Here is a 13063-nt window from a genome sequence, read left to right as displayed (position 1 = left end):
TTACCTCCCCTCTTCATCAGCAAGAAAACGATACATTTCAGTGTGATCGGTTGCCGGTGTTGCCTGCTGCGAAACACTGTCCCAGAGATCGGTGCAGGCCACACCAAGTTTCATCGGATAGCCCACCGACATAGAAAGCGCGCGGGCAATCTTCAAGTCTTTGTTCATTAACTGCAGGGCAAAACCAGAGCCAAATGAACCGCTTAGCATGAAAGGTTTGACTTTATTTTCCGACGTATTGCTGCGCCCGGTGGAGGCATTGAGCACGTCGGTCATTACCGCAGGCTCAATGCCGAAGCGCTGTGCAATGTGTAAAGCTTCGATGGTAGCAATCAGACCGGCGGCCGAGACATAGTTATTCAGCGCCTTGGCCGCATGGCCCGATCCCGCTGTGCCAATGTGCAGAATGCTTTTGCCCATCGCCTGCAGCAGCGGGCGACAAGCCTCAAGCACCGCGGCATCACCGCCGACTAAAATAGAAAGCTCACCGGTGTTGGCTTTTTTTACGCCGCCAGAGACCGGGGCATCGAGATAGCGCAGTTCCAATTGTGTCAGCGTAGCGCCCAGTTGGCGCGAACGTTCAGGCTCGGAGGAGCTCATATCAATCACCACCGCCCCCTGCGCCAAAGCTGATGCCCATCCCCCCTCGGGGTCGAGCAGCACGCTTTCAACAATCGCCGAGTTTGGCAGCATGGTGATCAATACATCCAGCTCGCCGATATTCGCACTGCTTAGCGCCGTTGCCGGTAAAGACTCGCACAGTGCAGTGACGCGCTTTGCGTCTGCATCGGCAATAAATAGCGTATAGCCCGCCGAGGCCAGGCATTTCACCATCGGCGTGCCCATCATTCCTAAACCTATAAAACCAATCTTGTTAAGCGAAGTCATTTCATTGGGCCTTTTGGATGAAAACGTCTTTCGGTAAAAAGTTAACGAAGGGCTGAAAAGTCTGTAGGCGCTAAAAAGTGGTTCTCAATACGTTCCACAATCGGTTGCTGTGCCTCACTGGCGCTGCGCTTGGCCTGCCATTCTTGGTCGGCCTGAAAGGCGTTCCATTTCTCTTCGCGTTCAGCCAGACTCTCCCACTGCAGCAGATAAGTCAGTGCGTGATTACTAGGGCCAATAACGGTGGTCCAGAAGCCAATCTGTTTGATGTCGTACTTATCGAAAAATGCCAGCGTGGTGTTTCTAAAACGCTCCTGTAACGCCGGTAAGCGACCTGCGGCACAGTGATAGATACGCATTTCTACAATCATCATTTACTCCATTCGACGTTATTCTGCGCGTGATGCGCAGAAGGAAAGTTAATCAGGCCGACGCGGGTCAGCGTCTACCCGCGCAATCCAACCCTGAGTGTCGGCGTTGAAAGCGGGATAGTATTGCAGCACCAGCGGGTCGTGGCCGGGAATGATATGGTCATCGGAATCAGCGAGACGGCGCAGCGTGGCATAGCCTTCAAGCATGTCACCGATGTTATAAACAATAGGATAAGCCAGGTTGCGCTGCATATTGGCGTAGTAGTGTGAGGCGTCGGAGGCCAACACCACCCAGCCACGCGCGGTGTTAACGCGTACCACCTGCAGGCCATCTGAGTGGCCTCCAACTCGATGTAAAGTAATCCCTGGTGCCAGCTCCGAATCGCCGTCGTGGAACTGCACGCGGCCTGCAAATATTTTTTCGACCATTGATTTCACGTCCTCGACTTCAAAGGCGTGGCGGATGCCGTGATGGCACATACAGCGACCGGTGCAAAACGCCATTTCGCTGTCCTGCACGTGAAATCGCGCCTGTGGAAACAGGCTGTGATTCCCTGCATGGTCGTAGTGCATGTGAGTGATCACCACCTGCTTAACATCGGCAACGCGGATGCCTAACTGCCCCAATCCCTGCTCGACGCTGTGCACGATAGTGCGTCCGCGCCTGTTGGCCATTTCGGCGTCAAAGCCCATATCGACGACGTACGTTTCTGAGGTGCCGACAATGGCCCACACGAAGTAATCCAGCGGCATCGGCACATCATGAGGATCGCCGCCGATAAAGTTCTCGCTCGACATGCGATCGTGGTGCGCATATTTGATGGCATAAATTCGATACTGCTCGCTCTCGGACGACATGCTATTTCCCCGTTGCCATTTGGTGATGGTTAAAAAACATGCTTCAATCATACAATCAGTCAATATGATAAAAAGGTGACTGCACTCACACAATAATACAAAATACAAATTAGTGCGTAAGCAGTGGTTACGCTTCTGATGTTGACGCGCCGGGGCTTGCCGACCTATGTTGATAAATCGACATTTTTTAATCAGCGCTTCATTGACGGTTTTAATAACTTAAAAGGAAACAGCATGCGCATTCTGGTAGTCGGCGCCGGAGCAACCGGTGGATATTATGGCGGGCGCCTTGTACAGGCAGGCAGAGACGTCACTTTTTTGGTGCGTGAAAAGCGTGCAGAATCGCTGAAAAAGTCCGGCCTGCACATCCAGACTCCAGACGGCAACTTTTCCTTAAAACCCAAGCTGTTGCTGGCCTCAGAGTTGAAAGAGACCTTCGACGTCATTATTTTGACGGTGAAAGGCTTCTCACTCGAAGCCGTGTTAGAAGAGTTTGCACCCGCCGTCGGCGAGCAGACGATGATTTTGCCCGTATTGAACGGCATGCGTCATTTGGAAATTATTCAAAAACGTTTTGGAAAGCATAGGGCACTGGGAGGACTGTGCCGTATCAACGCCACGCTTGATAAGCAGGGACAGGTTCATCAGATGACACCGATGCATGATCTTGTCTATGGTGAGGTTGACGGCCAACGTAGCGAAAGAGTCGCCAAACTCGACGACGTATTGCAAAACGCCGGCTTTAGTGCACGTCTTTCCGAGGCGATCGTCAGCGAAATGTGGGAAAAATGGCTGTTTTTATCGAGCCTTGGTGGAATTACCTGCCTGATGCGCGGCAATATTGGTCAGGTGGCAAGAGCAGCGGGCGGCGAGGAGTTTGCCACCGGTTTCGTTAAGGAGGTTCTCTCCATCGTGGTCGCCGGAGGTTATCAGGAAAGAGCCCACACCACGGCCCATACGCTGAAAGAATTGACCAAAAAAGAGTCCGAACAAACGTCTTCGATGTATCGCGATATGATCCAGGGTCTGCCGGTTGAAGCCGATCAGATCCTCGGCGATCTGGTCGAGATCGCGTTAAAAGCGGGATTAACTACGCCGCGAGTCAATGCCGCCTACAGCCATATGTCGGTCTATCAGGAAAGTATTAAGAAATAGTCCCGTTACCCATTTTGGGCAGGATTAAAGCGGGGGAAAGGCAGAATATCGACGTCCCCCGCTTTCACTGTGAGGGACGTGATTTTATAAATTACGAGGTCAACTCTTCCTGCAGAGCTTCTTCTTCCATAACCTGAACCACTGGCTGAACCACAGCGGCTGGTTTCACCGGCGCAGCATCGGCATGGGCGTCTTCAAGCTGCAGAATACGGCTGGTGCGATTCATTTCTCTTTCTGAAAGCTCCACATTACCATTCATTTCCTGGCCATAAGACGGGATCATCTCTTTCAATTTGCTCTGCCATTCTGGCGAAGCAATTTTGTCTTTGAATACCCGCTCCATCAGCTGCAACATGATTGGCGCCGCGGTAGATGCACCCGGAGATGCCCCTAACAGTGCGGCAATTGAGCCATCCTGTGAGGTGACGACTTCAGTACCCAGACGCAGAACACCGCCCTGTTTACCTTCTTTTTCAATAATCTGCACGCGCTGACCGGCAACAACCAAACGCCAGTCCTGCTTTTGCGCATCCGGGAAATACTCCTTCAGCGCGCTCAAGCGCTGATCTTCACTGAGCATCACCTGATTAATCAGGTACTTCACCAGATCAAAGTTATCAAGCCCTACGCGAACCATCGGGAAAATGTTATGCAGATTAACGGTGCCAAACAGGTCCCACAGCGAGCCATTTTTCAAAAACTTGCTGGAAAATGTCGCAAAAGGTCCGAACAACAGCACTTTTTTGCCATCGAGCACGCGTGTATCAAGGTGCGGAACTGACATCGGCGGCGCGCCAACGGAGGCTTTACCGTAAACCTTGGCCTGATGACGTTTAACGATGTCAGGGTTATCCGTTACCAGAAACTCGCCGCCGACCGGGAAGCCGCCGTAGCGTGAAGCCTCAGGAATGCCTGATTTCTGCAGCAGTGTCAGCGACGCGCCACCGGCACCAATAAAGATAAAGCGAGTCGTTACGCTGGTTTCGCGGCCACCCTTGGTTTTGGCAAAGGTCACAGTCCAGGTTTGATCGGCATTACGTTTAATGTTTTTAACTTCGTGGCCCAGATTCAGGCTGAAGTTTGGTTTTTTGCGCAGTGACTCAACCAACTGATGGGTGATCGCGCCGAAATTGACGTCAGTACCGCTGTCGATACGGGTAGCGGCCACCTTTTCACCCGGCTTGCGGCCTTCGAGCACCAGCGGGATCCATTTTTCAATCTGCGTGCGGTCTTCCGAGAATTCCATACCACGGAACAGCGTGCTGTTTTGCAGCGCTGCGTGGCGTTTACGCAGGAACTCTACGTTTTTCTCACCCCAGACAAAGCTCATATGCGGCACGCTGGTGATGAATGAACGCGGTTCGCCGAGAACTTTTTTCTCAACCTGATACGACCAGAATTGGCGAGAGATTTGGAAAGCTTCGTTAATCTCTACCGCCTTGGAAATATCCACCGAGCCGTCGGCTTTTTGCGGGGTATAGTTCATTTCTGCTAAAGCAGAGTGGCCGGTACCGGCGTTGTTCCATCCGTTAGAACTTTCGTCAGCCACGCTATCCAGTCGCTCATACATATTAATCGACCAGTCAGGCTCCAGTTCCTGGAGGTAAGTGCCTAAGGTAGCGCTCATAATTCCGCCACCGATCAGGACAACATCAACGATTTTGTTTTCCGCCGCTGTCGCGTGTTTAGACAGCGCCATAAGGCCGATGCCTAGAGCACTGGATAGTCGATTTTTCATGGTTAACTTCTCACTTTTTAGCTAAAGCAGGTGAAAAACCCAACATTCCTTGTGACCAAGGCGGCTTAGTCTCTCATTACGGGGAGTAATCAAAAGCGGCCTACGTTTTCCACACTAACCTAGTGGTTATTTTTAACAAAAAATACCAATCTACGTAACTAACATAACATTATTGTCACTTACGCGATAATAAATTTAATAATTCAAATATTATGATAATGGCATAGTTATGAGAAAAAATTAACCAGTTATTCACGCAATCCTTTGCTTAAAACAGGACAAAAATTCGCAATAAGTTGAATTGAAAGACGAAATAAAATAGCCGTTGAGAGTGCTCACAATACGTTTAGCGGAAATTATAGAGAAATCAGAGTGCTTAAAAACCGCACAGAATGATTAAGCTCCCTCAGTCGAACTACAGAGGCCACATTTGCGACAAAAAACCAGCCCGCAGGCTGGTTTGCTAAAATACGACGGCAGAAAACGGCATCAGGCGTGAAGCATATCTTTCTTGATGGCATCTACGGCGCGCAGCGACAACGCCACCATGCTCAACGTGGAGTTGACCGTTCCCGCTGACGCCATAGCGCCGCCCGAAGCAATAAACAGATTGCGGTGGTCGTGGGTACGCATCCAGCCATCGACGACCGAATCCTTCGGATCATGGCCCATGATAGTGCCGCCCATAATATGGTTATTCGGGTTGAAGTAAGGCGTTGACTCAATTTCTGTCGCGCCGAACAGCTCTGCAATCTGCTGCAAATGCTGACGTGAGCTGGCTTCCGCGCGCCGCACGTAGTCACCCACGTCATAGGTAATGTGCGGATAAGGGATGCCAAGCCCATCTTTTTTAGTGGTGCTGAGGCGCAGGCGGTTGTCAGGATTGGCCAGAATGTCGTGGTTAACGTAAATGTCCATGCCGCAGGCCGCCCGACGGCGGATCTCTGCATCCAGCTTTTTACCCACCAGCCCCATCTGCAATGCCTTAACGCCCGCTTTGTGGTTTTGTGAAGTGTTGTTCATGCCGATTTGAATGGCAGAATGATCACGTCGGAAATCGCCGTCGCGGAAATTAGTGATTGAACTCATCTGCACCGACCCACCGCCGGTCCAGATAGGTTCCGCCGCCTGGAAGCTCATCAGGATACCCGGGTGATCCATCATATTGCGTCCGACATGGCCTGAACTGTTGGCAATGCCGTTCGGATTACGGTCGTTAGCGGCCAGCAGCAGCAGTTTCGGTGACTCAATACCGTTGCCCGCCAGCACAAATGTCTTACCGGTGACGCGGGTTGAGCGCTTATCCGGATCATAAAAGTTTACCGCCACAATTTCGTTGGCGGCATTGGTTTCCATGCTGTAGACCACGGCGTTGGGGATGACTTTCGCGCCAAACTTTTCGGCTTTAACAATGCTGTGGATACCGTTAAACATCGCACCAATCGGGCAGATTGGCATACAGTTATTGTTACCGCAGCACTGAGGTCGTCCGTTGTAAGGGCGGCTGTTTCGCGCCTGAGGAACCGGCGTGTTTTCATAACCGGCCTTGGCGACCACCTCGGTAAATCGGCGATCGGCGGGTCCGTAAGGCATTGGCTCCATAGGGAAAGGCTTTTTACGCGGTGCCACGAATTTCAAAGTGTCATCATTTGGCCCGTTAACCCCCATTTCGACTTCGGCACGGTAATAATAATCTTCCAGCTCGTCATAGGTGACGGCCCAGTCACGACCCACGCCGTAGGTAGAGTAAAGCTGAAGGTCGTGCGGCAGAAAACGCCAGGTCGAGGCCGCCCAGTGCCAGGTGGTTCCGCCGACTCCGCGAACCACACCCTGCCGATAGGCCGATGCATCCGGCCCATCCACCTGCGGATATTCATTATAAGGATGCAACTGCGGATGGACCGCCCACGGAGATGAAGGATACGGCGTGGCATAGTCTGACTCAGACTTGTTGATAGGCGGCATGTTACGCCAGTTTTCAACCACCTGTGCACGTTCCCAGCGCGGACCGGCTTCCAGCACCAGCACTGACAGTCCAGTTTGCGCCAATTCCTGGGCAACAAAACCGCCGCATATCCCGCCGCCAATAATGACGACATCTGCACTCAATTCGTTAGACATTCATAACCTCTAAAATTTCAGCCTGCGCCTTACTACGCGCAGGAGATAAACCATTACAGAACGGGGCTTAACGGCGTTTACGGCGCAGACGCCATACCACTAACAGCACCACAATAATCAGCACAATCACGCCACCGGCAAGGGAAGCGGGTGCAGCAATTTTGGCGATGAGCGGCGTCGCTCCGCCTTGACGAATCGTTTTCACGTCCTCTTCTGTCACCGAAAGCTGCGGATTACCGTACTGCTTGAGCAAGTAATTACTCAGGGTCGCAACCTGTTTATCGGTCAACGCCTGCACGTCAGAATAGGGACCAAATGCGGGCATCAGCACTGATTTACCGTTCACTGTGCGCTGGACGCCAAACAGAATGGCCGACACCAGATTGTCCGGCGAGTTGCCGCCCAGCGTGGTGTTGTGCACTAATGAGGGGTAGAAACCGTCCTGCGTTCCTTTGCCGTCGGGCTGGTGACAGCTCGAACACGCGGCGTCATAAAGCGTCTGTCCCGAGGCGTCGGCGGAGAGGAATTTCGAAATCGGATGAATGCCTCGGGTGGCCGTATCAGTATTGGAATCGGTTCCAAATTCGGCCGCGGCTTTGGTTTGCGACGGGTCACGCACCGGTGGCAAGGTACGCAGATAAGTAATAATCGCTTTAATGTCATCATCATGCAGATATTGCAGACTATTGGTTACCGCTTCAGCCATGGGACCTGCGGCCTGTGCTTTGCCGTCGACATGACCGGTTTGCAGATACTGCGCCAGGTCTTTGTCGCTCCAACTGCCCAAGCCACTCACCGGATCACTGGTCAGATTGGGTGCATGCCAGCTGCCCAACATTGCGCCGCTGTACAATGCATCACCGCCCTGCAACGCCATCAATGCATTACGCGGCGTATGACATTCGCTGCAGTGCTCGACGGTATCAACCAAATATTTACCGCGATTCCAGGTGGCGTCCCTATCTTCCTGCGGTTTAAACGGCTTGTTGTGCAAAAACAGTAAATTCCAGCCGGCCATTGAGAAACGCAGGTTGAACGGGAAACTGAGCGCGGTCTGCTGCGGCTGTTCGTCTACCGGTTTAACTTCATGCATAAAGTAGGCATAAAGCGCATGAATGTCTGCGTCGGTCAGCCCCGCATAGGACGGATAAGGCATCGCCGGATAGAGATAGCTGCCGTCACCGCGAACGCCGTCACGCACTGCGCGGGAAAACTGCTCTTCGGTATAGTTGCCAATCCCAAACTGTTTGGATGGCGTGATATTGGAGGAGTAAATAATCCCCATCGGCGAGTGGATAGCATAGCCACCGGCAAACACCTTTTGGGTATCAGGATCGGTATGACAGGCGGCACAGTCTGAGGCAATCGCCAAATATTTGCCGCGAGCAATCAGGTCAACGCCAGTTTGGTGGTCGGAGGGCGCTGCCAGCGGCAAACTTTCTGCTGCCTGTACGGCCGTGCTGCCGAGTAAAACCGACGCCGCGATGCCTGCATAATAGAAGGCGCGCCTGAACGGCAGATAACGGGGTAAAGAGTGATTTATTGGCAAAAACGTGCTCTCCATTATTCTCAATATTAATAACTACGCGCTGAATTTAGGGCAAAAGAGGCCGCAGGCTTATTCCTTTTGAAAAAACCTTTCAGACGTGAAAATTTGTAAAGTCGACCGCGCTTTCCGGTGAATTAACGCCGGTATCCCAGCTCGCACGGTAACGAGCTATTGATTAAAAGGTCAGCAGTCGGTCAACCGGAGGCGGGTTTGCCACCCAATAATCGGGTCCATTGTGCGCGTAGGTTGGAATGACCATGCCGTCACGTGGGATCTGGTACATCAACGCCTGTTGATAACCGTAAACCGTGGCGTGATAGCCAGGTTCAATAACGCCGCTGTACCACGCTTTGACGATCGCCATCATCGGCTCATGCAGAGGTTGCTGTTTTAATTTTTCGTCCAGTGTTTCAACGTCGGGAATATTGTTCTGCTGAACGTAATCAGACAACTGTTTAACCCACCCGGCAAACTGGGCATTTTGCTGACACATGGCGGAATATAAACGCTCACCGAGCTGGATATCCAAACTATTATGTCCGGTAAGTAACCGTGATAAACGAATAAATGCGGTGAAATCTGAGGCGTCATTATTTTCCGTGCTGGCCAAAGCGGGAACGGCGGTTAATCCACCGGAAACCAAGGCAAATCCGGCGATTAACGAGCCTGAACGCGAAAGTAAATTTCGACGAAATCGGCCACTCGCGCTGAGATCAGATTTTTCTTCTGAATTATTATTGTCTTTCATATTGCCTCTTACTGACACATTGCTCGATATTAAAAAAGGGCGTTTTTTAATAAACAGCCACCCCTTGACTACTTTTCACCCACTGGCTTTTAGCTAACCAAATCAAAAAACCGGTTCAGCCAAAATCATCCCTAGAGCAAAAAATGAGCATGACCTAGTGGAAATTGCGTGAATTTCATCAAATCGGACTAATAATAGGGTTATTTGGGAGGGGCGTCACGATTTAGGGCAGGGTTTTCGCATCTTAAATGTAACAAATGTACTGGAATAGGTAACCAAATGCGCACATCTGTTTAAACAAACGAATAACAATATCGTTACATAGAAAAACAATGGCTAAATCGTTTTTTTAAAATATCGTTTTGATAAAACGATCTGCTTGATACGTGTAAAATCACGATCCTTATGGCGCATGGTTTTGCATAATAGTGATTTCGCATGATGATAATGGCGTCATGAAATAGTATTCAACAGATGTATTCCCTGCTGCTGAATATCACTCGCCGGAGCATGACCGATCAGCATGAAATTAAAACCTTCCCGACGCCAATAAACAACATTCATTCCTCGACGAACTTCTGCCGTCTGCTGAATATTTTTGGAACGATCGCTGCGCGTTATACACAGCGCCAGCGGCCCGTACTTTTCGTCCAGCCAGGAGATTTGTGCGATGTTGTATTCGTCATAGCGCAGAATGCGCGCGTTCTTAAGCTGCGCACCCTTGAGTTGCAGCTGCTGTGGCGTTAATCCGATCCCGACTTCTTTGGCTACGCGGTCTAGCTCAACCTGCTGTTGCGCCGGGGAGTCAGGAATATCGGCCAGCGTATCGGCGCTGTAAAGCGACATGTATTGGGCAACCAGGCTACGCCAATTATTGTCCTGATTGTCAGGCACTGGAGCCAATACATAACGTCCGACACCCGTGCCTATAACCAAAAAGCTCACCGCCGCCGCCAGTAAACTACGGCGACTCACGCCATTATTACTTTGCTGAAACAGGGGTTTTTCTGTCAGTTTATCCAATGTAGACTGCAGTTCAACCAACGGCGCCTGCTCAAGCAGAGGCTCAAAGGCTGATACAAAATCAAACTGGCTTTGATGAAGATAAGCTAACCTGCTTGCCAACTGCGGGTCCTGCTGCAAACGCCTTTCGAGCGCATGTTGCTGCTCAGCGCTGAGTTCATTATCGAGATATGCCACCAGCAGGGTGTCGGCAATCGGAGATGATGAAATATTATCGGTCATGATTTTCTCCCCGTTGAGACAGAGCCCTCGGCTCGGCGGCGCCTTTTGCCAGTGTCTGTCGGGCGCTTGCCAGCCGACTCATGATAGTTCCAATAGGCACATCAAGAGTTTGCGCCGCCTCCAGATAGGTAAAACCTTCGACATAAACTAAAAACACCGCATTCCTTTGCGCCTCGGGGAGTTGATTGACACGCTGCATCACCTGATTGGCCTGCCGCTGATTGTCAAATTCATCAGGTGCGGCATCAAGTTCATCAATATCAACGAAACCCTGTCCCCGACGCACCTGCTGAGCACGCGTTTCGTTGATCCAAATCGAATGCAGAATAGAGAAAAACCAGCGGTCAACCCGCGAACCGGCCTCAACCTGCTGCCCACGCTCAAGTGCGCGAACGCAGGTGGCCTGAACCAAATCATCCGCCACGTCGCGTTTTTTAGACAACACCATGGCGTAACGCCATAAACGCGCCAGACAAAGACTAAGCTCATTACGCAGGTCGTGAGGGGTAATTTCTGGTTGCCTCAGGTTATCAGGCACCCTGCATCAGGATTCAGGGTGCCCTTGTATTGCCGCATGCAAGTCCCGGTACTCTTCACATCCGGTGCCGCACAGCGATTTTATGGTCGCCAACTGTGCCTTGGCTAAATCAGGTCGGCCCTTGATCATGTAGGCTTCACCAAGATACTCACGTACCAGGCTGTACTTGGCGTCAAGAGCAATTGATTTCTGATAATAGCCGATACCCTCATCTGTGCGCCCCAATTTTCGCGTGGCATAGCCGCGATAATTCCACGCCTCTTTAGTATTAGGTTGTTTCAGCGTGTCCAACAGGTTTAATGCCTGCTGATAGCGCCCGGTTTTCGCCAGATGATAGGCATACTGCGTTCTGTCTTCATCTGAAAGCATGCTGCTTTTTTCAATCATGCAGGCTTTAGTTTTACTGTCATAAACCTGACCCTTCGGGCAGTCCGGCGTTTTTTTAGAATCATCGCCCATCGCATGAGCCGCTAATGTCCAACCTGAAAGCCCGCTAACCAAGGTTAGCAACAGCAGGGGTCGGGTGAGTTTTTTTACGGTGAAAAGATGAGTTACTGTAAATAGTTTCATGGTGCCGTCCTGTCAGTAGTGGATAACATCCGCCTTAAAACACCGTCACGCAGTACATAGTGGTGAAACAATGCGGCCAGCGCGTGTAAACCGGCCAGAATAACCAGCGCCCAGGCGACGTTGTTGTGCAACATGCCAAAGGTGCGGCGCAAAGAGGAGTCGATGCCAAAAACATCGGGAATAGGAAATATCGAGAAGAAATAGAAAGGTTCGCCCTGCGCCCAGCGGAATAAAAATCCAAGGGTAATCTGCGTCAGCAGTAGGCCATAAAGCGCCCAATGCGTTAGCTTCGACACCAGTGATAGCGTGCGCGGCATAGGAATTTCATCAAGTTTAGTTCGGTGAGTCATGCGCCAGACAAGACGCCAGATAATCACCACGGCCAACAGGATGCCCACGGAGATGTGCACCGACTGTAGCCCTTTTCTTAACGGCGTTCCACGCTCCAGCACCTCCCAAATATGGGCACTGGCAAACAGAAAGATCACGCACAGGGCGGTGAGCCAATGCAGCAATATAGTCAGGTGATCGTATCGCTTTCGCGAAGGTTGAAGCTGTGTGGTTTGCATAGTCGTGCCCCAGGTGATTTAAAATATCCAAAATATGTGTCGATGCTGCTTCAAGTTCGACGGATATTGAGTAAACACCTAGGGGCTGAGTTCTATTCGAGGATTTTTGAATTATTTTTTGTGGTGCAAATTATTCCACTCATCGCGGGTTATTTCCCACAGTTCTGAATCAAATTCGCCCCCGACGTAGGCCTTCTTTTCGGTTTTTATCAGCCGCATGCCGCTGGCGCGTGAAATGCGTCGTGAGGCTTCGTTAAGCTTGGCTTTGGGCGCGCGCAGCACTTCACGATTTAGCGTATTAAACCAATAGTCGGTGACCGCCATACTGGCTTCGGCCATCAGACCCTGCCCCTGCCAAGGCGGTAGCAACCAAAAACCGCGGTTGTTATCTTCGGTATCGGTCAGGCAAATCACACCGATAAGCTCTGCTGGCGCACTTTTGCGGCGAAGGGTCCAGAACCAGCCGGTTCCCGCAGCCGTTGAAGCCAGCGCAACATTATTAACATAGTGATGCGCGCCGTTGTCCGGAAACGGCCAGGGAACCGTGGCGGCAAGATATTGCACAATTTCCCAATGCGGAAAGACACGCTGAATAATCGGCGCATCGTTCGCCGTCAAGGGTTGTAGCACCAGACGCGCAGTTTCAAGCACCGGCGTAGAAATAGTCAGCATATGAACTCCTTTTCTTTCTATAGGTTATGCTGCGCCGTTGCAAC

Annotated in this window: 13 protein-coding genes; 1 reads left to right on the top strand and 12 read right to left on the bottom strand. The window is 51.2% G+C overall.

What is annotated here, in order from left to right; genetic code table 11:
- The 3 genes from GA565_RS01890 to GA565_RS01880 are packed head-to-tail and all read right to left on the bottom strand — an operon-like array spanning window position 1 to window position 2114.
- Window positions 1-888 (bottom strand): NAD(P)-dependent oxidoreductase, encoded by an 888-nt coding sequence (locus GA565_RS01890; RefSeq protein ID WP_152197146.1) that lies wholly within the window; start codon window positions 886-888, stop codon window positions 1-3.
- Window positions 889-929: 41 nt separating this feature from the next.
- Window positions 930-1259, bottom strand: coding sequence for an NIPSNAP family protein (locus GA565_RS01885; RefSeq protein WP_226950892.1), 330 nt, complete (start codon window positions 1257-1259; stop codon window positions 930-932).
- Window positions 1260-1304: 45 nt separating this feature from the next.
- The gene (locus GA565_RS01880) at window positions 1305-2114 is read right to left on the bottom strand and encodes an N-acyl homoserine lactonase family protein (RefSeq protein WP_152197145.1); all 810 of its coding nucleotides are present in this window, start codon (window positions 2112-2114) and stop codon (window positions 1305-1307) included.
- A 234-nt stretch (window positions 2115-2348) separates the two neighbouring features.
- Here GA565_RS01880 and panE point away from each other — a divergent pair, with 234 nt between their 5' ends.
- The gene (gene panE / locus GA565_RS01875) at window positions 2349-3269 is read left to right on the top strand and encodes a 2-dehydropantoate 2-reductase (protein WP_152197144.1); all 921 of its coding nucleotides are present in this window, start codon (window positions 2349-2351) and stop codon (window positions 3267-3269) included.
- A 91-nt stretch (window positions 3270-3360) separates the two neighbouring features.
- Here the strand turns inward: panE and GA565_RS01870 are convergent, their stop codons facing one another.
- The 9 genes from GA565_RS01870 to GA565_RS01830 all read right to left on the bottom strand — a co-directional run bounded on the left by GA565_RS01870 (window position 3361) and on the right by GA565_RS01830 (window position 13019).
- On the bottom strand, window positions 3361-5007 hold the full coding sequence (locus tag GA565_RS01870; RefSeq protein ID WP_152197143.1) for a malate:quinone oxidoreductase: 1647 nt from the start codon (window positions 5005-5007) through the stop codon (window positions 3361-3363).
- A 489-nt stretch (window positions 5008-5496) separates the two neighbouring features.
- The gene (locus GA565_RS01865; protein WP_152197142.1) at window positions 5497-7128 is read right to left on the bottom strand and encodes a GMC family oxidoreductase; all 1632 of its coding nucleotides are present in this window, start codon (window positions 7126-7128) and stop codon (window positions 5497-5499) included.
- A 67-nt stretch (window positions 7129-7195) separates the two neighbouring features.
- Complete coding sequence (locus tag GA565_RS01860; protein ID WP_152197141.1) at window positions 7196-8692, bottom strand: cytochrome c; 1497 nt, start codon at window positions 8690-8692, stop codon at window positions 7196-7198.
- Window positions 8693-8852: 160 nt separating this feature from the next.
- Window positions 8853-9425: a sorbitol dehydrogenase family protein gene (locus GA565_RS01855; protein ID WP_152197140.1), complete on the bottom strand. Its 573-nt coding sequence runs from the start codon at window positions 9423-9425 to the stop codon at window positions 8853-8855.
- A gap of 453 nt (window positions 9426-9878) precedes the next feature.
- Entirely contained in the window at window positions 9879-10670 is a 792-nt protein-coding gene (locus GA565_RS01850) for an anti-sigma factor (RefSeq protein WP_152197139.1), read from the bottom strand.
- A complete protein-coding gene (locus GA565_RS01845) occupies window positions 10660-11166 on the bottom strand; it encodes an RNA polymerase sigma factor (protein WP_255474465.1) in 507 nt (168 codons plus the stop codon). Before GA565_RS01845 ends, GA565_RS01850 begins: the two co-directional genes overlap by 11 nt.
- Before the next feature lie 48 nt (window positions 11167-11214).
- Window positions 11215-11778: a M48 family metallopeptidase gene (locus GA565_RS01840; RefSeq protein WP_055775767.1), complete on the bottom strand. Its 564-nt coding sequence runs from the start codon at window positions 11776-11778 to the stop codon at window positions 11215-11217.
- On the bottom strand, window positions 11775-12347 hold the full coding sequence (locus GA565_RS01835) for a cytochrome b (RefSeq protein WP_152197137.1): 573 nt from the start codon (window positions 12345-12347) through the stop codon (window positions 11775-11777). The genes GA565_RS01840 and GA565_RS01835 overlap by 4 nt, the downstream gene beginning before the upstream one ends.
- 111 nt (window positions 12348-12458) lie before the next feature.
- Window positions 12459-13019, bottom strand: coding sequence for a GNAT family N-acetyltransferase (locus tag GA565_RS01830; protein ID WP_370518009.1), 561 nt, complete (start codon window positions 13017-13019; stop codon window positions 12459-12461).
- Window positions 13020-13063: the final 44 nt, after the last annotated feature.

Origin of the sequence: Rouxiella sp. S1S-2, from assembly GCF_009208105.1 — a bacterium.
In the GTDB taxonomy this organism is placed as follows: Bacteria; Pseudomonadota; Gammaproteobacteria; order Enterobacterales; family Enterobacteriaceae; genus Rouxiella.
Note: the sequence above shows the minus strand (reverse complement) of the source record. Positions and strands in the feature narration are given on the sequence as shown.